Annotated in this window: 19 protein-coding genes and 1 tRNA gene; 15 read left to right on the forward strand and 5 right to left on the reverse strand. The window is 58.0% G+C overall.

Features of this window, described 5'->3' with window-relative positions; genetic code table 11:
- The first annotated feature begins 57 nt into the window (after window positions 1-57).
- Window positions 58-1437: a cystathionine beta-synthase gene (locus C8C92_RS18190; protein WP_116744858.1), complete on the forward strand. Its 1380-nt coding sequence runs from the start codon at window positions 58-60 to the stop codon at window positions 1435-1437.
- On the forward strand, window positions 1434-2615 hold the full coding sequence (locus tag C8C92_RS18195; protein WP_116744859.1) for a PLP-dependent aspartate aminotransferase family protein: 1182 nt from the start codon (window positions 1434-1436) through the stop codon (window positions 2613-2615). The genes C8C92_RS18190 and C8C92_RS18195 overlap by 4 nt, the downstream gene beginning before the upstream one ends.
- 79 nt (window positions 2616-2694) lie before the next feature.
- Here the strand turns inward: C8C92_RS18195 and C8C92_RS18200 are convergent, their stop codons facing one another.
- Both C8C92_RS18200 and C8C92_RS18205 read right to left on the reverse strand, forming a co-directional pair.
- The gene (locus tag C8C92_RS18200) at window positions 2695-3120 is read right to left on the reverse strand and encodes a penicillin acylase family protein (RefSeq protein WP_116744860.1); all 426 of its coding nucleotides are present in this window, start codon (window positions 3118-3120) and stop codon (window positions 2695-2697) included.
- Window positions 3121-3134: 14 nt separating this feature from the next.
- Window positions 3135-3974: a hypothetical protein gene (locus C8C92_RS18205; RefSeq protein ID WP_116744861.1), complete on the reverse strand. Its 840-nt coding sequence runs from the start codon at window positions 3972-3974 to the stop codon at window positions 3135-3137.
- A gap of 112 nt (window positions 3975-4086) precedes the next feature.
- Here C8C92_RS18205 and C8C92_RS18210 point away from each other — a divergent pair, with 112 nt between their 5' ends.
- The 4 genes from C8C92_RS18210 to C8C92_RS27990 all read left to right on the forward strand — a co-directional run bounded on the left by C8C92_RS18210 (window position 4087) and on the right by C8C92_RS27990 (window position 7685).
- Window positions 4087-4533: a DUF2939 domain-containing protein gene (locus C8C92_RS18210; protein WP_099763362.1), complete on the forward strand. Its 447-nt coding sequence runs from the start codon at window positions 4087-4089 to the stop codon at window positions 4531-4533.
- Between the two features lie 285 nt (window positions 4534-4818).
- Entirely contained in the window at window positions 4819-5322 is a 504-nt protein-coding gene (locus C8C92_RS18215; RefSeq protein WP_165829485.1) for a DUF2939 domain-containing protein, read from the forward strand.
- An 85-nt stretch (window positions 5323-5407) separates the two neighbouring features.
- The gene (locus C8C92_RS18220) at window positions 5408-5620 is read left to right on the forward strand and encodes a hypothetical protein (RefSeq protein ID WP_099763360.1); all 213 of its coding nucleotides are present in this window, start codon (window positions 5408-5410) and stop codon (window positions 5618-5620) included.
- Window positions 5621-5954: 334 nt separating this feature from the next.
- Complete coding sequence (locus C8C92_RS27990) at window positions 5955-7685, forward strand: methyl-accepting chemotaxis protein (RefSeq protein ID WP_116744863.1); 1731 nt, start codon at window positions 5955-5957, stop codon at window positions 7683-7685.
- Between the two features lie 101 nt (window positions 7686-7786).
- Here the strand turns inward: C8C92_RS27990 and C8C92_RS18230 are convergent, their stop codons facing one another.
- Complete coding sequence (locus tag C8C92_RS18230; RefSeq protein ID WP_116744864.1) at window positions 7787-9157, reverse strand: HD domain-containing protein; 1371 nt, start codon at window positions 9155-9157, stop codon at window positions 7787-7789.
- Between the two features lie 90 nt (window positions 9158-9247).
- Between C8C92_RS18230 and C8C92_RS27305 the strand changes: the two genes are divergently transcribed.
- The 8 genes from C8C92_RS27305 to C8C92_RS18265 all read left to right on the forward strand — a co-directional run bounded on the left by C8C92_RS27305 (window position 9248) and on the right by C8C92_RS18265 (window position 17251).
- On the forward strand, window positions 9248-9535 hold the full coding sequence (locus C8C92_RS27305) for a hypothetical protein (protein ID WP_133250792.1): 288 nt from the start codon (window positions 9248-9250) through the stop codon (window positions 9533-9535).
- A 119-nt stretch (window positions 9536-9654) separates the two neighbouring features.
- On the forward strand, window positions 9655-11937 hold the full coding sequence (locus C8C92_RS18235) for a TonB-dependent receptor (RefSeq protein ID WP_116746018.1): 2283 nt from the start codon (window positions 9655-9657) through the stop codon (window positions 11935-11937).
- A 101-nt stretch (window positions 11938-12038) separates the two neighbouring features.
- Window positions 12039-12125, forward strand: a tRNA-Leu gene (locus C8C92_RS18240).
- Between the two features lie 168 nt (window positions 12126-12293).
- Window positions 12294-13301, forward strand: a complete 1008-nt coding sequence (locus tag C8C92_RS18245; RefSeq protein ID WP_116744865.1) for a site-specific integrase — start codon at window positions 12294-12296, stop codon at window positions 13299-13301.
- A 275-nt stretch (window positions 13302-13576) separates the two neighbouring features.
- Entirely contained in the window at window positions 13577-13792 is a 216-nt protein-coding gene (locus C8C92_RS18250; RefSeq protein WP_133250793.1) for a hypothetical protein, read from the forward strand.
- Between the two features lie 238 nt (window positions 13793-14030).
- On the forward strand, window positions 14031-14432 hold the full coding sequence (locus tag C8C92_RS18255) for a hypothetical protein (RefSeq protein WP_116744867.1): 402 nt from the start codon (window positions 14031-14033) through the stop codon (window positions 14430-14432).
- Window positions 14433-14436: 4 nt separating this feature from the next.
- Entirely contained in the window at window positions 14437-15804 is a 1368-nt protein-coding gene (locus C8C92_RS18260; protein WP_116744868.1) for a hypothetical protein, read from the forward strand.
- Window positions 15797-17251: a hypothetical protein gene (locus C8C92_RS18265; protein WP_116744869.1), complete on the forward strand. Its 1455-nt coding sequence runs from the start codon at window positions 15797-15799 to the stop codon at window positions 17249-17251. The genes C8C92_RS18260 and C8C92_RS18265 overlap by 8 nt, the downstream gene beginning before the upstream one ends.
- Window positions 17252-17624: 373 nt before the next feature.
- Here C8C92_RS18265 and C8C92_RS18270 read toward each other — a convergent pair whose 3' ends face one another.
- Both C8C92_RS18270 and C8C92_RS27995 read right to left on the reverse strand, forming a co-directional pair.
- Window positions 17625-17840, reverse strand: a complete 216-nt coding sequence (locus C8C92_RS18270) for a hypothetical protein (protein ID WP_116744870.1) — start codon at window positions 17838-17840, stop codon at window positions 17625-17627.
- A 27-nt stretch (window positions 17841-17867) separates the two neighbouring features.
- Window positions 17868-18002: a hypothetical protein gene (locus C8C92_RS27995; RefSeq protein ID WP_279340936.1), complete on the reverse strand. Its 135-nt coding sequence runs from the start codon at window positions 18000-18002 to the stop codon at window positions 17868-17870.
- A gap of 532 nt (window positions 18003-18534) precedes the next feature.
- On the opposite strand from C8C92_RS27995, the gene C8C92_RS27310 reads away from it, so the two are divergent.
- A complete protein-coding gene (locus tag C8C92_RS27310; protein WP_133250794.1) occupies window positions 18535-19308 on the forward strand; it encodes a hypothetical protein in 774 nt (257 codons plus the stop codon).
- Window positions 19309-19922: the final 614 nt, after the last annotated feature.

Here is a 19922-nt window from a genome sequence, read left to right on the forward strand (position 1 = left end):
CTCGGGACACAATCCGGAGCGGCTGTTTCTCTGACAGGAGCCACCATGAATGATCGAATGCCATCCCCCTCCCAGCCGCCAGCGCTATACAAGCTGATCGGCAATACCCCGCTGGTCGAAGTCACCCGGCTCGACACGGGCCTGTGCCAGCTGTTCCTGAAACTGGAATCGCAAAACCCCGGCGGTTCCATCAAGGACCGCATCGGCCTGTCCATCATCGAAGCGGCCGAAGCCGACGGCCGCTTGCAGCCGGGCGGCACCATCGTCGAGGCCACCGCCGGCAATACCGGCATCGGCCTGGCCCTGGTGGGCCGCATCAAGGGCTACCGCGTGATCCTCGTCGTGCCCGACAAGATGTCGACGGAAAAAGTGCTGCACCTGAAAGCCCTGGGCGCGGAAGTGCACACCACGCGCTCGGATGTGGGCAAGGGCCATCCCGAGTATTACCAGGATTACGCGGCACGCCTGGCGCGCGAACTGCCGGGCGCCTTCTTCGCCGACCAGTTCAACAATCTGGCCAATCCGCTGGCCCACGAAACGACGACGGCGCCCGAAATCTGGGAGCAAAGCGGGCATGACGTGGACGCCATCGTTGTCGGCGTCGGCTCGTCCGGTACCCTGACGGGCCTGACGCGCTACTTCCGCAAGGCGCAGCCGAAACTCGAATTCGTGCTGGCCGACCCGCAGGGCTCCATCCTCACTGAATACATCGACACGGGCAAAGTGTCGGACACGAGCGGCTCGTGGGCCGTCGAAGGCATCGGCGAAGATTTTATTCCGGCTATCGCCGACATGGACAGCGTCACGCAGGCCTACACCATCACGGACCAGGAAAGTTTTGATTCCGCGCGCGCGCTGCTGCTTGCCGAAGGCATCTTGGGTGGCTCGTCGACCGGTACCCTGCTGGCCGCCGCCCTCAAATACTGCCGCGAACAGACCACGCCAAAGCGCGTCGTCACGTTCGTGTGCGACACGGGCACGCGTTACCTGTCGAAGGTCTACAACGACGGCTGGATGCGCGACCAGGGCCTGTTGCAGCGGGCCCTTTCCGGCGACTTGCGCGACCTGATCGGACGCCGCTACGACGAGGGCGACGTCGTCAGCGTGGCGCCGGGCGACACCCTGCTCACCGCCTTCAACCGCATGCGTGCCAGCGACCTGGCGCAGCTGCCCGTCATCGATAACGGCCAGCTGGTGGGCATCCTCGACGAATCGGACTTGCTGCTGCATGTATCAAGCGACGCCGCGCATTTCGCCGGTCTGGTGGGCACCACCATGACGACGCAGATCGAAACGCTGGCGCCCTCAAGCGGCTTGCCTGCCCTGCGCGCCACGCTGGACCGGGGCTTGACGGCCGTCGTCGCCGACGACACCGCCTTTTATGGCCTGATCACCCGCTTCGACCTTCTCAACCACTTACGCAGGACACTATCTTGAGCCAGCAAATTCCCCGCAAGAGCCGCCTCGCCACGCGCGTTATCCACGCCGGCCAGTCGCCCGACCCGTCGACGGGCGCCATCATGCCGCCCATTTACGCCACCTCCACCTTTGTGCAGGAAAGCCCCGGCGTGCACAAGGGGTTGGACTACGGCCGCTCGCACAATCCCACGCGCTGGGCGCTCGAACGCTGCGTGGCCGACCTGGAAGGCGGCAGCGCGGCGTTCGCGTTCGCCTCGGGCCTGGCCGCCATCTCGTCCGTGCTGGAACTGCTGGATGCGGGCAGCCATATCGTCGCTGGCGACGACATGTACGGCGGCACCTACCGTTTATTTGAGCGCGTGCGCCGGCGTTCAGCCGGCCACGAATTTACGTATGTGGATTTGACCAATCCGGCAAACCTGCTGGCCGCGCTGCGCCCGGAAACGAAGATGGTGTGGGTGGAAACGCCCACCAACCCGATGCTGAAACTGGCCGACCTGCGGGCCATTGCCGACATCTGCCGCGCACGGGGCATCATCGCCGTGGCCGACAACACCTTCGCCAGCCCGCTGGTGCAGCGCCCACTGGAACACGGTTTTGATATCGTCGTGCACTCGACCACCAAGTATCTGAACGGCCACTCGGACATCATCGGCGGCATCGCCATCGTCGGCGCGGAAGAACGCCAGGCCGAATGGCGCGAGCAGCTGGGCTTCCTGCAAAACTCGGTGGGCGCGATTGCCGGCCCGTTCGACAGCTTTTTGGCCTTGCGCGGCATCAAGACCCTGGCCATCCGCATGCAACGCCATTGCGCAAGCGCGCTGGTGCTGGCGCAGTGGCTGGAGCAGCAAAAGGAAGTGAAATCCGTGTTTTATCCGGGCCTGGCCTCGCACCCGCAGCACGCGCTGGCGCAGCGCCAGATGGACGGTTTCGGCGGCATCATCTCGATCGACCTCGATACGGACCTGGCCGGCGCGCGCCGCTTCCTCGAGCGCTGCGAGGTGTTCGCCCTGGCCGAAAGCCTGGGCGGCGTGGAAAGCCTGATCGAACACCCGGCCCTGATGACGCATGCCAGCATCCCGCCCGAACAGCGGGCCAAGCTGGGCATCGGCGACGGCTTGATCCGCCTGTCGGTGGGCATCGAAGACATCGAAGACCTGCGGCATGACTTGCGCACGGCGCTCGATGCGATCTGATCTTTCAAATCAACCCAAGAGCAGAACTACCGGGGTCGTACCCTGAGGGTACGACCCCTGCTCTTGCCGTGGGGCTGCCTCACTCCCCCGGCCGGTACCTGCGCTCCAGGTGCCTGGCCACGTCCTCGGGATAAAACAGCACCTCCTTGAATTGACCGCGCGCGTACATAGCCGCCTGGTCCTGGAAGTGCGGCGAGCGCAGGTCGCGGTACAGTTCCCGTTCGCCCTCCACTTCCGCCAGCCGTCCCATGGCGTTGATGTAATTGAGCTCCACGCGGGGGAAATCATCCTCGGCCTGCGCATACATCAAGCCAAAGACGGCATCCGCATCGCTCTTGCCCGTCACATGGGGAATGCCCCAGGTGTCGCGCGCGATGCTGACGTTGGCGGCCTGCGCCTGCCAGCGGGCCATGTCAGCAACAGAAGCGGCGGGTGCTGCCAGCGCGGGAGCACTGGCAACGATTCCGCAGGCGATGGCGGCAAACAAGGCACGGCGGACTGGCATGCAATACTCCAGGGTCAGGATGCGTCGATCAAGGCTGCTATGCGCTGGTTCAACTCCGTATTTTCCGCCTGCAGCTGCACCACCTTCTGTTTCAGGCTGGCGATCTCGCCGCGCAGGCGTTCCGCTTCGGACGGCGCCTGGGCTGCATTCTCGGCCCACGGCTCGTTGCCCGTTTCCGGCGTATCTTGCGACACGTGGGGCGCCTTCGGCTCGCGCGGCGTGCGCGTGGCGGCGCGCTGTTCGCGGATTTCTTTGGCCGCCTGGCGTAATAATTTCTTGCCACCGGCGACGGCCGCCACCTGCTCTTCCGGCGGCAGCGACGCCACGGTGGCCGCCGCATTGATGGAGATCGTGCCCGAGCGGACCGCTTCCACCAGTTCCGGCGCGGCCGCCTTCTGGATTTTTTCGATCTGACTGATCTGGTTGCTGCTCAAGCGCGCCGCCTTGGCCACCTCTTCGCGCGTGCTCATGGGGGGTTTCGGCGCGTTTTCGCCGTCCGGCGCGTCAGCCGCGCTGACGGGCGCCGGGCTGCGCGCGGCGACGATTTCCTTCTTGCGCAAGGCCAGCACGCCGCGCTGGAAGTCCGACACGCTGCGGCGCGCCAGGTGATTGTCGATCATCCACAGCATGACGTCGTCGAGCGAGGTAAAGCTGGTGTTCTGGATGGTCTTGAATTCGATGCCGTGCTGGCGGCAGATGGCGTAGCGGTTATGCCCGTCGATCAGCACGTCGTTCCACAGCACCAGCGCGTCGCGGCAGCCTTCGGCCAGCAGGCTGCGTTCGAGCGCCGCGTATTCGCTGGCGGTGAGCGGGTCGATATACGACTGCAGCACCTGATTGATAGTGATATTCATGGTTGTCCTCAATAATGCGGCGCGATGGTCCACGCCGGCACGAATGCTACACCATCCACCGCCCCTGGCCGGGTAAAATCACGGCGGCACAGCTCATACAAAAACACGGACCATGAAAAGAAAGTACGCCACCGCGATCATTTTTAGCGTCGCCGCCATCGGCTTCACCTGGGTCAGCCCCTATATCGCCATGTACCGCATCAGCATCGCGGCGAAATCCGTGCGCCTGGAAAACCTGGCGCAGCAGGCCGACCTGCCCGCCGTGCGCGCCAGCGTGGCGCGCCAGTTGCGGGTGGCCGGCGAAACGGCCAATGACGAGGATTTCAAGGAAATGCTCGACACCATCGTCTCGCCGCCCGGCATCACCGTATTGATCTTGCACGGCAAGCAGGGAGCGGATGGCAAGCGCCACGACTTCGGCATGGCGTACCGCTCGTGGAATGAAGTGGTGCTGCGGCGCAGCGGCGCAGGTCCCGCCGCCAGCCAGTTTTTGCTGCGCCGGCATGGCATCTGGGATTGGAAATTGACGGATATTACCTTGCCGCCGGAATTACTCTGACGAAACTTGATCTAAAACAACACTTACCTAAACCACCATATTGATTTTAGGAAATATTATGTAGAATGCCAAGTAGGTCGTGGGAAGTTATTGTGAAGTTATGACGAACAGAACCGGATGCTCTGCAAGGCGCCTGCTGCGACGCAGTGCGAGCACTGCTAGCAGCGGGCAACACCGCAGAGCGCCGGTTATGGAAGTCAGAAATCACAATAATTTATTGCGACTTACTTCGCACTTCAGGCGCACCGGGTCGCCAGGCATCCGAGAGATTGCACGATGAAAAGAATGTTGCTTCTCGCTCTAGTGGCACTGGTCGCGCTGGCCGGCGCCTTCTATGGCAGCCCGTATTTCACCATGAACAAGATCCGCGCAGCAACCATGGACGAGGATACCCAGGCCCTGGCTGCGCAAATCGACCTGGCGCAGCTGCGCGGCAGCCTGGGGCAGCAACTGCATGCCCTGTTCTCGGCGCCGGAAGTGGCCGACGACATCAGCCCCGACGTCATCGCCCCCTTGCTCGATACCATGCTGATGCCTGAAGGCATCGTCGCCTTGATGAAGCTCAATGACCGCTACGAAAAGCCGATCGCCAAGGTCAGCGACATCAGCGGCCGCAAGCGCAATGCCAAACCCGACTACAAGCTGCGCTACACCGCCTGGGACAAGGTCGTGGTGCAGCGCGCCCATAGCAAGAGCCATATCGGCGAGCTGACCCTGACGCGCGACGGCCTGTGGCGCTGGAAACTGGTGTCGGTGGCGCTGCCCAGGAATCTGCTGGCCGACGCGTAAGGCGCAGGCCCGGCGTATCGGCAAACAGCGGCTATCCGAAACCTTACACTGCTATCATCGGGTTTTGATTTCCATCGGAGGCAGCATGTCAGACCTGGTACAACACGCACTGGCCCACGCGGGCAAACCGGCCACCACGCCCTGGGTGGTGACCCTGGTCAGCGGCGAAAAACTCACCGGCCCCATTTCCCCACTCAGCGACGGGTGCTACGCCATCGGCCTGGGACAAATCAAGTACTTTTCCAGCGACAAAGTCGCCTGCCTGAATGTATCGGGCGCGGGCGCATTTCCCATCTGAGCAGGGACCGCCAGAGCCAACGACCGTCAAGCCCTTTGCCGCTTGAGCGTCTCGCCGGCCAGTGCCTCCAGGCATTGGCCGTCCATGCTAATTAGTTGTTTTGGGGCACGAAAATCTCATTGATTTACTGATTTTTTTATGCAACAATGAATTTAATAAATAAAACAAATAAATTATTGAAATCAGTTTTTAAGTAACGCAATCCTCACACCACGAATCCGTGTTCTGGATAGAAAAGCACTGCACAAGGCGCGCCCACTGGCCAACACTATATGGCTACCGGCACCACGCGAGCACCGTTTCTAATTTCATAACGTATTCTGGGAGAGGCATCATGAATCAATTAACTGTTCGCAAGCAACTGACTCTGGCCTTCGGCCTGCTGGTCTTTTTCCTTGTCGGCATCTCGATCCTGTCCGTGCGGAGTCTGTCCAACTCCAACGCCGACTTTGAGCAGTATGTCAACGGCATCACGGCACGTGCCAATACGGCGCACCGCGTGCGTGACGCGATCGACATGCGCGCCGTGGCGGCCAGGAACCTGGTACTGCTTACCAAGCCGGAAGACGTGGACGTCGAACGCCAACACATCATGCAGGCGCATGCGAATGTCGCCAAGAACATGCAGCACCTGCTGCAGCTGGCACAGCAGCCGGATGTATCGGACGAGGTGCGCGCCATCATCAACAAGATCGACAGCATCGAAAAACGCTATGCTCCCGTGGCGCTGGCCATCGTGGACCTGGCGCTGCAAAAGAAAACCGAACAAGCCATCGTCAAGATGAACGAGGAATGCCGTCCGCTGCTGGCCGCCCTCGTCGCCGCCACCGATGAATATTTCACGCTGACGGACCAGCACTCCGCCCTCCTCTTGCAGAAAGACGACGCGCATTACCTGCTCAACCGGAACATCCTCATCGGCGCCAGCTTGCTGTCCATCGTGCTGGCGGCCCTGGCAGGCTGGCTCATCACGCGCCACTTGCTCAAGGCACTCGGTGCCGAACCGCGCCAGCTGTGCGACGCCGTCAGCCTGCTTGCCGGCGGCGACCTGACCGGAAAACTCAATGTTGCAGCGAACGATAGCGTCAGCGTACTGTCGGCACTGCAGCGCATGCAAGTGTCGCTGACCTCGGTAGTCTCCTCCGTGCGCCAGGATTCCGACACGGTGTCCCTGGCCGCTGCGGAAATTTCCACCGGCAATAACGATCTTTCCACACGCACGGAACAGCAAGCCAGTTCACTGGAAGAAACCGCTTCCTCGATGGAAGAACTGACCAGCACCGTGCGCAAGAATGCGGACAATGCCCGCGAAGCCAATGTGCTGGCAACAACTGCATCGGATGTCGCCAGCAAGGGCGGCGCCGTGGTGGGGCAAGTGATGGGCACCATGGACCTGATCAGCGAATCGTCGCGCAAGATTGTCGACATCATCAGCGTCATCGACGGCATCGCCTTCCAGACCAATATTCTGGCCCTGAATGCCGCCGTGGAAGCGGCGCGTGCCGGCGAACAGGGCCGCGGCTTCGCCGTCGTGGCGACCGAAGTGCGCGGCCTGGCCCAGCGCAGCGCCAGCGCGGCCAAGGAAATCAAGACGCTGATCGACGATTCCGTCAGCCGTGTCGATGCGGGCGCCAGGCTGGCGGCGCAGGCGGGCACGACGATGTCCGAGGTAGTCGACAGTGTCGCCCGCGTCAGCAATATCATCGCCGAGATCACGATGGCCAGCCAGGAACAGTCCGCCGGCATCGAGCAGATCAATCAGGCGGTGGCGCAGATGGATAGCGTCACGCAACAAAACGCGGCGCTGGTGGAGGAAGCGGCGGCGGCGGCCGAATCGCTGCGCGACCAGGCCAGCCACCTGGTGCAAACCGTGAGCATCTTCAAGACGCACGACGGCCAGGTGGCGGCACCGGCGCGCACGACGGCAGCAGCACGCGCCAGCGCAAAACCGCAGCGCCTGGTACCGGCTGCGGCCAGCAGCACCGTCAAGCGCCAGGCCGCGCCGGCAAAACCCCGTGCGGTGCAAACGGAAGCCGTGACGGCCGGCGATTGGGAAGAGTTTTAAGCAGCTCACAGGCACAGGGGAAGGCCGCAACTGGCACCTCCCCTGTCACGTTGCAACAACACGCCAGCCCGCGCTGACGCCACCAGGCACTCGCTGTCCGGCTACGCGAGGTCGGGCAAGCGCTCCAGCGCCACTTTCAAGGCGGCAAAACACTGGGCGTCGATGGCTGTGCCCACGGTCTCGGCCATGATCTCGAGCGCCTTCGGAATGGGAATCGGCCCCCGATATGGCCGGTCGGCCGTGATGGCGTCAAAAATATCGGCCGTGGTGATGATGCGCGTTTCCAGGCTGATGTCGTCGGCCGTCAAGCCGCGCGGATAGCCCTGGCCATCGAGCCGCTCATGGTGCGCAGCGGCCACGACAGCCAGTTCGGCAAACGCATCAATGCGTGACAAAATCGTTTCCGTATAGTGTGCGTGCTGCTGCACGGCCAGCCACTCATCCGCGTCGAGTTTGCCGGCCTTGTCCAGCACGCTATTGCTGACGCCAAGTTTCCCGACGTCATGCAGCAAGGCACCCCGCTTGAGCCAGCGACGCCGCTCCGGCGTCACGCCCAAGGTTTCGGCGATCATGTCCGCATACAAGGCTACCCGGGCGCTGTGCCCGCTCGTGTACGGGCTTTTCGAATCGACCACCTGACCGAACGCGGCAGCGATGTCGTCGAGATAGTCCTCGTCCACCGGTACGGAACGGTTGGCCGGCTCCAGCGCCGCCACGGCGGCCGTCAGGTCCTGCGAGCGCAACATGGACCAGAACGCGGCCGACTGCGCCACCCGCTCGAACGCCTGCACCAGTTGCGGGTCGAACCAGCTGCCCGCGCGCTGGTGCACTTCGGCCTGGGCTGCGCGCGCGCCATCGGCCGTATGAAACACGTCGATCACCTGTGCCAGCAGGGCAATGCGCGAAAACAAGGGAATCGCCTGCCCTGCCAGTTTGTCCGGCTTGCCCTGGCCATTGTGGTGTTCGTCGAGGCTGTAGATGCCCTGTGCCACGGATTCCGGAAAGCGCAGCAGGCGCGCGATGTCGGCGCCGCGCTGGCAGCGCGTGGCGATCAGCTCCTGTGCGATGTGCGCGCCGTCGCGCAAGATCGTCATCACGGCGCGGAAGCGCTCGGCCAGGCCCGCCTTCAGGCCCGTGTGCTTGAGGACGAATTTGAGCACTTGCGGCAAGCTGTCGCCCACCGTCTTGAAGCCTTGTTTGAAAGACAGATCATCCGTCAGGTAGAGCTCGCAGATGCGCGCGGCATTGCTGCTGCAGCCCAGGTCCTTCAGCAGCAGGGTGTAATACAGATTCCACAGGTCTTCATCCGCCATGCCCAGTTCGCGTCCCACATGCATGCCGATCCAGCAACAGCGGATGCAATGGCCTTCTGGCTGTCCCTCCGTGATGTCCAGGGCCTGGCTCAGGGCGGCGATCAGTTCGGAAAGCCGGATGCCGTCAACGGGCGGCGCACTTGCGGATAAGATTAACATGGTAGAAATATAAGTTTCTAATTTGCAATAAATTACATTCTACGCCAGATCTTGCCTGTAACTACCTGGTCGCAACATCATTGTCCATGCATGCGCCGCGCCCAGCAGCTGGCAGGCAAGATGCCATCCCATGATGTCGCAACACAACAACATCGCATGGCAGAAAGAAAAAAGGGGAACTGTCGTATTTTCCGCACTGCACACTGTGCGCTGGCACGCCATGGCAGCGGCATGTTTGCGCTGGCGCAGGGGAAAATTTCGATGGCCAAGCCATCCTTTGCGCTGGCACCAGCCTGCCGGCCCCCCACTATGCACCCGCCAGATATTGACAACAAATACGATTTTATTCACGTATTGAGTCGAAACGCATATAAATAATCTTGCCCGACAAATGGCATGAATACCAAAAGTTTCCGTGCTAGCATAATTTCTCGTCTAGCGGACTTGCGCCTGCCTGGACCTTACGAACAACCTTGACCGACAGGAGCCGTTTCATGATGACACCGCATGCCAGCACACACGCCAGCACCATCCGCCACAGCCTGATTGCCCTGGCAATCACTGCCGCCTTTCCCCTGCAGGCAATGGCGCAGGACAGCGCCCCGGCGCCGGCCGCACCAGCGGCACAGGCCGGCCCTGGCCAACTGGAAACGGTGATCGTGACGGCACAGCGGCGCGCGGAAAACATCAAGGACGTACCCATGTCCATCGCCACCCTGAAAGGCGACAAGCTCGACACCCTGACGGCCGGCGGTGCCGACATCCGCTTCCTCAACAGCCGCTCGCCCAGCGTCTCGGTCGAATCGGATTACGGCCGTACCTTTCCCCGCTTCTACATTCGTGGCCTGGGCAACACCGACTTCGACCTGAACGCCTCGCAGCCAGTGGGCCTGGTGATGGACGACGTGGTGCAGGAAAACGCCATGCTGAAAGGCTTTCCCGTGTTTGACGTGGACCAGGTCGAGGTGCTGCGCGGCCCGCAAGGCACCTTGTTCGGCCGTAACTCGCCGGCCGGCGTGATCAAGTTCGATTCCGCCAAGCCCGTCTTCAATACGGAAGGCTACCTGAGCGGCGGCTTCGGCAAGGATGGCATGAAGAACCTGGAAGGCGCCTTCAACGTGCCCGTCAGCGACACCGTGGCCCTGCGCTTTTCCGGCCAGACGCAGCGCCGCGGCGACCGCGTGCATAACCCGCGCCCGACCGGCACGCGCGACTTCGAAGGCTATGAAGACAGCGCCGCCCGCCTGCAAGTGCTGGTCAAGCCCACGCGCGACTTCACCGCCCTGTTCAACGTGCACGCGCGCAACCTCGATGGCACGGCGACGCTGTTTCGCGCCAACATCCTGAAACAGGGCACCAACGACCTGGTCGACAATTTCGATTACGGCTCCTACCCTACCGATGGCATCAACCGCCAGCACCTGAAAACCAAGGGTGGCAGCATGCGCCTGAAATGGGACTTGCCTGGCGTCACCCTGCATTCGATCACCGGCTACGAAAAACTCGATTTCTTCAGCCGCGCCGACGTCGACGGCGGCTATGGCGCCGTGTACGCGCCGCCGATGGGCCCCGGCTTCATTCCTTTCGTCGTGGAAACAGCCGACGTGATTCCCAACCACAAGCAGATTTCGCAGGAATTCCGCGCCGAATCGAGCGCAAAGGGCCCGCTGCAATGGATAGGCGGCCTGTTCTACTTCAAGGAAGACATCCAGATCGACAGCATCAGCTTTGACAGCCTGGCTCCCGGCAATCCGCAAAACAGCGCCTACGCCACGCAAAACCAGAGCTCGAAGTCGTACGCGGCCTTCGGCTCGCTCAACTACACGGTCTCGGACGCCCTGAAACTGCGCGCCGGCCTGCGCTACACGAGCGACAAGAAGGATTTCTCGGCCAAGCGCGTGGAAGCGACCACGGCCGGCCCGTTCAACCTGCATGACACCTCGCACAACGTCAGCTGGGACTTGAGCGGCACCTATGTGCTGACGCCGGAAACGAACGCCTACGCGCGCATCGCCACCGGCTACCGCGCGCCATCGATGCAGGGCCGCCTGAACAGCCTGGCCGACCGCCCCTCGCAGGCCGGCGCCGAAAAAGTGCTGTCGGTGGAAGCGGGCATCAAGCAAGACCTGTTCGACAAGCGCGCCCGCCTGAGCCTGGCCGTATTCCAGTACCGCGTGAAAGACAAGCAATTGACGGCCGGCAGCGGCGTGGTCAACATGAACCGCCTGCTCAATGCCGAGAAGGCCACCGGCCAGGGCGTGGAGCTGGACTTCCAGGCCAACCTCAGCGACTCGCTCAGCATGACCCTGGGCGGCAGCTATAACCACACCGAGATCCAGGACAAAAAGCTGTACGTGCAAAGCTGCGGCAACGCCCAGAACACTCCCGCCAGCGGCTGCACCGTCACCGACCCCGTCGGCCCCTTCGTGGGCACGGCCTACATCGACGGCAACCCGCTGCCGCGCGCACCCGAATGGCAAACCAACTTCACCTTGAAATACAGCATCCCCCTCGCCAATGGCGAGTTCTACGCCTACACGGACTGGGCCTACCGCACCAGCTACAACTTCTTCCTGTATGAAGCGAAGGAATACAAAGCCAAGGAATTGCTGGAAGGCGGCTTGCGCGTCGGCTACAAATGGGACCGCTACGAACTCTCGGCATACGGCCGCAACATCACCAACCAGGTCCAGGCACTGGGCGCCATCGAATTCAACAACCTGACGGGCATCGTCAACGAGCCGCGCACGTATGGGGTGCAGTTCAAGGCGACGTTTTGATGGGGGTAGATAAAATCAGGCTGTCCGGTGCAAACCGGATAGCCTGGCTCAGGCACAAGATGGCGTGATGCGCATCACCTGTGCTAGAATCTCGCCGCGCTGCCCGGATGGTGAAACTGGTAGACACTGGAGACTTAAAATCTCCCGCCTGTAAGGGCGTGCCGGTTCGATTCCGGCTCCGGGCACCAGCGCACAGAATTCAGAAACATCAAAAAAGCCATTAAAGCCAATATAATCAACGGGTTAGTGGCTTTTTTTACGTCCCAGCATTTCACTTAATCCAGATTAAACCCGACAAAAAGCAGTAGCGATTACGCCAAATTTACGCCATGATTACGCCTCAACGAGAGGGATGCATGGCTTCATTCAGGAAACGGGTTGGCGGTTGGCGGGCAGAAATCGCCATCCTCGGCACACGGGAATCTAAAACATTCAGCACGAAGGCAGAGGCTGCGGCCTGGGCGTCGGAACGCTTAACCGAAATCCGGCGCGGCGCCGACAGTGGTATCGTCATCGGGAAAAGCTGCGGCGACGCATTCGACAGGTATCTGGAAGAAGTATCCATCCACAAGCGCGGCGAGCGCTGGGAAAGGCTGCGCCTCAACGCCATCGGCGAAGTGGTCATCGTCGGCCAGAAGATTAAAGACATCAAACTGGCCAACGTGACACCTGAACTGCTCGGCGCCTGGCGCGATCAACGCATGACCGGGGAAAGCAAGGTCACTGGCGCCACCGTGAATCGCGAGCTAAACTTGCTGTCGCACGTCTTCACCACTGCGCGCAGGGAATGGAAATGGCTTGCGGCCAGTCCGACCAGCGACGTGCGCCGCCCCAAGCCCGCCGCCTCACGCGAACGCATTCCTACCGAGGATGAAATCGAGCGCCTGTGCAACCCACTTGGCTTCGCCGACGAGCCTGCGACGACGAAGAGCCAGGCCGTGGCGGTCGCCTACCTATTCGCCATCGAGACGGCCATGCGGGCCGGGGAAATTTGCGGACTGATGCCCGCCTGGGTTGACGGCGCCGTCGCCCGCCTGCCAGCCTCGATCAATAAAAACGGCGTGCGGCGAGACGTACCGCTATCGACGCGCGCGCTGGCACTACTAGCGCTGCTGCCGGATTCCGGCGGGGCGCCATTGTTCGGCATTTCCACAGCCTCGCTCGATGCTCTGTTCCGCAAAGCGCGCGAACGGTCATGCATCGAGGGACTGACCTTCCATGACAGCCGGCACGCGGCCATCACGCGATTGGCCAAAAAATTGAACGTGCTGGACCTGGCGCGCATGGTCGGCCACAGGGATTTGCGCATGCTCCAGATTTATTACAACGAGAGCGCCGAGGATATGGCTGCCAAGCTCGGCTAGCTCCAAAAGCTAACGAGGTATGAGGCAAATAAGCAATAGACATGGGACATACTCGACATAGCTAGCATCCGGACTTACGCTTTACCTGCGAAAGAAAAATCGTCTAAATCGCTCCTAATACCTGTCTTTCGCCATGTTCTATCTCTAGGAAATCTATGCGTCGATCACAACACAAAGGACCGACTCATGGATCAACGATGGAAATTTTTACTTCCTCTTGCCATTATTCGGTAGCAGAGCGATGATGCAATCTACTCAACTTTTTGGAGGCTATCATGGCACTATCTCCCGCAGCTGCAAAAGACCTTATTATGCTCGGCTGCAACATGACATTCGCTGACGGCGGGTACTCTCCTGATACACTCAAGGAGATCGTGATGCTTTCAAAGGCGCATGGAACGCAAATTACGATTCATTCAAAGAACTACAGTCCTGACACGCTAAAACAAATTGTAATGCTAGGGAAGGAGCGTGTGACCATTGTCGTTTGACTCCTGGGCAGCCTAATCGAAGTCGTCGCCGAGTTGCACTTACGCTCCCCTGATGGCTCAGAACTTCGAAGATCTGAATGAAACAACGCTACCACACAGCCAGAATTACAAATTTTAATAGCTAAAATATATTGATAACGATGCATCAATAGATGCTTAAATCATGAGTTATATGGTTAGGTGTTCGAGTACAATCGGCAACTGCAAACTTTATCCGCCTGTAATAGGACCTTTCTTGATGAAATACACCTTAAATTTGCCAGACTCGGCCCGTAGGCACTTTGCGGCAGCGGAGGAATTAATTAAGACAGATCGAAGCGATGTTGCGGGATATTTGTATGGCATCGCAACGGAGTGCGCCGTCAAGGCTATGATGCTTCAAGCAGGGATCAAACCCTTACCCGCAGCCCAAAAACGTGATGACCCTTTTTTTCAGCATTACCCTCAGCTTCAAAGTGCGCTTCGAGACCGACTGAAGGGGCGCGTGAGCTCTCCATTGCATCAATTTGTGAACAATCAAGAGTTTCTTCAACACTGGAACACGGATATGCGGTATGCCCCAGGGAAACAAATCAAATCTCTTTGGGTGAAGAAGTGGCAGGTACAGGCACATCAAACGGTGAATTCGATTGGGACCTAATGGAATGATTTATTTTGACGACAGTCTGCCTAAATTTGTCTCACTTCTTGTCGAGGAACTGGGCACCAATGCTGTAGAAGATGGCCTATTTTCGAGAGACACAAGTGGTCGGTTATCATTTTTTTCAGCAACCAAACTGACCAAAAAGATACTCACACGCATTTCTAAGCTCGCGTTAAGCGAACTTGGAGCATATGCACGTGCTGATCGCCCGATTGCCGATATTGACGACTTCGGGGTTAGCGAGCTGTTCTCTGAACGCTCTCTAAAACTTAGCGCTGCAGGGATTTCGGTAAGGCTGCTGGATAGGCGCCTAGTTGGCGCGGATTGGCTGCGCGCTCCAACAACCGAAAAGTCGGATCCATCTAGATTCGTATTTGCCAGCATCAAAGGCGGGGTAGGTAGAACTACGGCCCTGTCCATCGTCGCGGCTGATCTTGCGGCAAAGGGAAAAAGTACACTCATCATCGACTTAGATTTAGAAGCACCGGGTATAGGATCCATGCTATTAGACGATGGAACTACTCCCGATTTTGGAATGATTGACGCATTGGTTGAGATCGGACTAGGTAAACTTTCAGATGGTTTTATGGCTGATCTAATTGGGCCATCGGCACTTGCTGACAGGAAGGGACGGATCGATGTGGTGCCAGCATTTGGTCGTCGCTCCCTTAAGAATCCCGGTGAAATTCTTGGCAAAATCAGTCGCGCCTATGCTGAGCGGGTAGACATCAACGGAAATGTTGCAACTTTCCTCGATAAAGTAAGTGAGATCACGGATTATTTCTCAGCATTAGGGCGCTACGACGCAATATTAGTTGATGCGCGGGCAGGCTTACATGAGACTACAGCATCGGCACTGTTAGGCTTGGGGGCTCACGTATTCTTATTCGGGTTAGATGAACCACAAACTTTTCATGGTTATGAAGCACTGCTTAGTAATCTCGTACGCATTGATGTAATTGCTGATGCGAAAGCAGATTGGCTCTCGACCATTTCGATGGTTCAAGGAAAGAAAACTGATAGCGAAGATGACGAATCTTCTTTTGCGACTAGATGCGATGCATTATTCAAGACGTGTGGACTAATTTCCAAGACGAAAAAATCTAATCGTTTTTTTGCAGCCGCAGAACCTTTTAGTAATGTCCCATGGGACGATGATGCCGAAATTGTCGAAGCAGAACTTAAAGATGGTTCTTCTGACGAAAGCATAGATATTTTACATGTACTTTACGATGACCAATTCTTTCTATTTGATCCAAATCGGCGAAACCAGCTAATGACCCACCAAGTTTACAAGACTCCTTACCACATGTTATTACAAAAAGTGGAGTCAGTGATGCTAAGCCACGTTGGAGAAAAATTTGAGTAATTCAACTAATAACTTCCACCAGATTCGTGCAGCAATTGCCGCAATTCCTGGTGATGTATCAAATGACGCCGTTGGGGCATATGCGCCTAGATTAGATGAAATCTATGCGCCAGAAACCCATGCTACAGCACTAGATCCAGCCGTACCGATTGTAGTTGGGCCGCGCGGTGCGGGTAAGAGCTTTTGGTCTGGAGTACTTGGTCAAGTAGAGACGCGGCGTGCTGCAGCAAAGGCCTACCCTAAGCTAAAATTGGATCGAGTTTTCGTAGAATTTGGTTTTACCGGATTGGTTGGCGGCCTCGGAGGCGTAGCAGTTGATGCCTTAGATAAGAATGTTCCGATAAGTTCTGGACCAGAAACAGCTCGTGCATTCTGGTGGGCAACAATTCTTAAGGCTGCTGAAAGTAGCCTTACTAATAAGAAAAAATCGTCTTGGAATGAATTAATGCAGGTCGGAGCTAATTTTGAAGAGCGCGATGCTCTATTAGCAAGTTATGAGGAGCGGTTGCGTAGTCAAGAGAATGTACTCTTGGTAGTTTACGATGCATTAGACGTTATGGCTACAAGTTGGCCGCGGAGGCGCATGTTAACCGAAGCACTCTTGGCTGTCGTATGGTCCATGCGCGCTTATAGAAATCTTCGTGTCAAACTGTTTATACGGCCAGATCAAATCGATGATGACGCTTTGCATTTTGTCGAACTTCCAAAGTTACGGACTGGTGCTGTTCGACTGACTTGGTCACGTGAAGACTTGTATGGGTTGTTGTTCTCGCGCCTGAGCATTGAACCGGCCTTTAAAAAATTACTCCAAAAAAATAAGATTCCTTCCGGCACATCATCCACGATTTTGACCAGAAAATGGACTCCTGCATATGATTCCAATGTACAGACAATAATTATGACTGCACTTGCGGGGACTTATATGGCAGATGGACCAAATGGTTACAAGAAAGGGAAAACCTATGATTGGCCGGTTGTTCACTTAGCCGATGCGTTTAATGAGGTTACTCCGCGCAGCTTCTTGGGAATGATGATTTCAGCAGCAAAGTTTGGCGCTCCACCAGATGACCGCGCCATTACACCAGACGGAATTAGACACGGACTTCGAGCAGCCTCCAAAACTCGCGTGGACCACCTGCACCAGGAATTCAAATGGATCAAAGGCGTTCTTGCTCCATTGGCGGGTTTGTTACTGCCACAAGACGATAGCGAGGTCTTCAAAGCTTGGAAAACTGCAAAAACGTTACCGATCTTGATACAAGATGCAAAGGATCATAAATATCTTCCCCCGTTCGCCACCGAGACCAAGGTTTCAGAGCGCGAATTATTTTTGGCGCTAGAACGAATTGGGGTGATGTTTGTACGAAAAGATGGTCGCCTAGACATGCCAGATTTGTTTCGAGTTGCAGCGAAACTCTTGAAAAAAGGTGGCACCAGTCCCTTATAGCTTGACGCGTACTTAGAAAAATTTTCTAAAGAGAACCCAATAGCGCGATCGTACGTGGTGAGAGCAGGAAGTCATTAAATACTGCGTCAAAATGCGTCAAAACGCGCATCCCCTCTTCACCCTGCCACGCCGGTCCTCATGCGCCTTCGGCCATGGCGCAAATTTGAGTCAAAAGAGCCCTATATAGCGGGTAGGTGTGGAGGGGGACAACTGCGCGCGCCGGGCTGAAACTGGTCTTTTTCTTACTCAAGAAGCAACATCATTTGTCGGGATGTGAAAAAGCCGCCTCGCGGGCGGCTTGTGCGGTGGCTGGGGCGCTCTGGCGCGGCTGGGCTGTCGCGGCCCCGCCCTGCCGGTTATCGCGGCGTGGCGGTCACCCTGTGCGGCCGGCGCGCGCCTTGGCCGCCTGCTCCTTCTCGTAATCGTCGCGGCAATCCACATTGCAGAACAGCAGCGCGGGCGCCAGCGGCTCGTCGCAGTAGTGGCAGCAGCCATACGCCACCAGGGCGGGCCGGCCACGCACGGCGGCCAGGCCGCGCGCCACCTCGGCAAAGATGATCTTGTCGGTGTTGTCGATATGGTCGCTCATTGCGCGCCCTTCCCGCCTGTGGCCAGGTCATACGGGGCGAAGCGCACCACTTCCACGCCGGCCCACATTGATCGCTTCGAACTGCGCCTGCAGCGGCACCAGCTCATTGCGCGCAAAGACGCGCGCGGCCGGCACAGCGCCGCCGTGGTGGAGGTGCAGCATGGCCGCTTCCAGGCCTGGATCAAACTGTCCAGGCAGCCAGTCGCCGACGCCTGGCGTCCGACCTTTGCCGCAGTGGCAGCGCCATCACGGTCGCCGAATTTGGCGCGCTGGCCGGATTGACCTGCCACGCACCGCGCATGGCCGAAGGGCAAGCGGCACGCTATGCGCTGCTGCAGGCATCGAGCGGAGCAGTGGCCGCCGCCGCAGCGCCCTGCCTGAAGCGCATGGCGCACCTGTCGGACGCATCGCCACCGTCCAGGTTGGCCGTGCCGCAGGGTGCGCTCCGGAAGCGCTCAAGCGGGCGCGCCAGATAACCGGCATGCCGGTGCTGGCGGCCTCAGCAGCAGCTTTCCTAGTTGCCTTTCGGCATGGCGACGAACGTTTGGCGCATGGGGAAGGCATTTGCCAGGGCGTGACAATGCGTGTAGTTTTCTGTTTGGTAATTTGCTATTCTCGGGGACGCCTGTCGGCGGTGGATTTAAATAGTTAACGACGGCAACCCGCCCGGGGGGAGGAATAGTGAGAATGAACAATGACTAAAGAAATATATAATTGGATTTTAGACCCGGCGGGCCGCTGTGTTTATTTGCTTTCCGATGCAATGATGCTTAATTCACTCTTGACTCGCTCTGTCATCGCAGCAAACGCTCAAAGAGGGCTCTTAACCATCGCTCGAAGTATTGTGCTTAAGAAGAAAGATCTCGCCACGATTACGAGCTACAACCGGCTGATACAGCAGCAGGGGCTTATAGAAGAAAAAGCACACGAGCTAATTGCGGCGGATTTTCATGCATTAAATATTCAAGGAATACTTAGCATGTGGGTCGCTATCGAAGTAGCTGTCGAAGACACAGTGTTAGCGGTACTAATAAATGACGAACCGACGGCCAGACAGATAATCGCGGGCTTCGCGAAAGGAAAACCAGACATTCCGGTAGGGCAACTTAGTGAAGAGAGTGCAAATCTGGTCTTTAAGCGGATGGAGCGAAGCGCTCGAGAGCAACCAAATGTAATAGATGCGTATTGTTGGCTATTGGGGGAGATTAATGTAGAACTACAGTTGCGGAATGAGGAAAGTAAAGTACTTGCCGAACTGTATTGCGTACGTAATTGTGTAATGCATCGTGGTGGTATCGCCGACAGAGAAGTAGTGGAAAAAGTACCCGAACTTGGCGCTATCCCAGGTAAGAAAATCCATATTGATAAAGGTCGCTATCATCGCTATATCGAGGCTGGCAATCGGTTTGCCACGAAATTACTTGAGGCAGTTTTGGCCAGCTCTTACATAAAAACCAAAGGCGATTGACATATTTTATCTGAAATAACGAGACAATAAATGCACGGCAAGAGAGGCCGCTTCGGTGGGGGCGGACTTAATCGGTCAACGCAATAGCAAAATTTTCTATTTCAATGTAACTCGCAGTAATATCCTGCAGTGTTTATCCGGAGATACTCACATTGCGGCCGATGTTTACTGGGAGGAAAATAAGGGGCCGGGGTCAGATCTGACATTTGGACACGGCCTCAGCTTTTATAGAACTGGCGTCGTGAAATTTACCCTGATTTCAAGCCCAAAGCTGCGAAAGCACCCCGCCACCACGTGCGTCCGCACGCGCATTTTGGCATCATGCATTGCGTGAACGCCGGCCTGTCCGGCCAAGCCATCACCCTGGCCGTGGCCGTAAAACAAGCAAGCGTCGCACGCGCCCCCATCGACCTGGCCAGTTGCCGGCACCCTGCGTGGTGGAAGTGCCGGACTTCGAAACCATCGCCGCAGCGCGCAAGAAACATCTAGTCAGCCTGCTGCGTGAAGCCCGGCACGCGGCCGTCACAGCCCTGCCGGCTTTTATACAACACCGCCCAGCGCACCACGTGCCACGCCCTCACTCCACGACTTCCTACTGATATAATACTTACAAT

Source organism: Janthinobacterium sp. 78, assembly GCF_003096775.1.
In the GTDB taxonomy this organism is placed as follows: Bacteria; Pseudomonadota; Gammaproteobacteria; order Burkholderiales; family Burkholderiaceae_D; genus Janthinobacterium; species Janthinobacterium tructae.

Excerpts from the sequence above, each read along its gene's own strand:
- C8C92_RS18190 (WP_116744858.1), top strand. The coding sequence starts at position 58 with ATGCCATCCCCCTCCCAGCCGCCAGCGCTATACAAGCTGATCGGCAAT.
- C8C92_RS18200 (WP_116744860.1), bottom strand. The coding sequence starts at position 3,120 with ATGCCAGTCCGCCGTGCCTTGTTTGCCGCCATCGCCTGCGGAATCGTT.
- C8C92_RS18205 (WP_116744861.1), bottom strand. The coding sequence starts at position 3,974 with ATGAATATCACTATCAATCAGGTGCTGCAGTCGTATATCGACCCGCTC.
- C8C92_RS18210 (WP_099763362.1), top strand. The coding sequence starts at position 4,087 with ATGAAAAGAAAGTACGCCACCGCGATCATTTTTAGCGTCGCCGCCATC.
- C8C92_RS18215 (WP_165829485.1), top strand. The coding sequence starts at position 4,819 with ATGTTGCTTCTCGCTCTAGTGGCACTGGTCGCGCTGGCCGGCGCCTTC.
- C8C92_RS18220 (WP_099763360.1), top strand. The coding sequence starts at position 5,408 with ATGTCAGACCTGGTACAACACGCACTGGCCCACGCGGGCAAACCGGCC.
- C8C92_RS27990 (WP_116744863.1), top strand. The coding sequence starts at position 5,955 with ATGAATCAATTAACTGTTCGCAAGCAACTGACTCTGGCCTTCGGCCTG.
- C8C92_RS18230 (WP_116744864.1), bottom strand. The coding sequence starts at position 9,157 with ATGTTAATCTTATCCGCAAGTGCGCCGCCCGTTGACGGCATCCGGCTT.
- C8C92_RS27305 (WP_133250792.1), top strand. The coding sequence starts at position 9,248 with ATGCGCCGCGCCCAGCAGCTGGCAGGCAAGATGCCATCCCATGATGTC.
- C8C92_RS18235 (WP_116746018.1), top strand. The coding sequence starts at position 9,655 with ATGACACCGCATGCCAGCACACACGCCAGCACCATCCGCCACAGCCTG.
- C8C92_RS18245 (WP_116744865.1), top strand. The coding sequence starts at position 12,294 with ATGGCTTCATTCAGGAAACGGGTTGGCGGTTGGCGGGCAGAAATCGCC.
- C8C92_RS18250 (WP_133250793.1), top strand. The coding sequence starts at position 13,577 with ATGGCACTATCTCCCGCAGCTGCAAAAGACCTTATTATGCTCGGCTGC.
- C8C92_RS18255 (WP_116744867.1), top strand. The coding sequence starts at position 14,031 with ATGAAATACACCTTAAATTTGCCAGACTCGGCCCGTAGGCACTTTGCG.
- C8C92_RS18260 (WP_116744868.1), top strand. The coding sequence starts at position 14,437 with ATGATTTATTTTGACGACAGTCTGCCTAAATTTGTCTCACTTCTTGTC.
- C8C92_RS18270 (WP_116744870.1), bottom strand. The coding sequence starts at position 17,840 with ATGAGCGACCATATCGACAACACCGACAAGATCATCTTTGCCGAGGTG.
- C8C92_RS27995 (WP_279340936.1), bottom strand. The coding sequence starts at position 18,002 with ATGCTGCACCTCCACCACGGCGGCGCTGTGCCGGCCGCGCGCGTCTTT.
- C8C92_RS27310 (WP_133250794.1), top strand. The coding sequence starts at position 18,535 with ATGACTAAAGAAATATATAATTGGATTTTAGACCCGGCGGGCCGCTGT.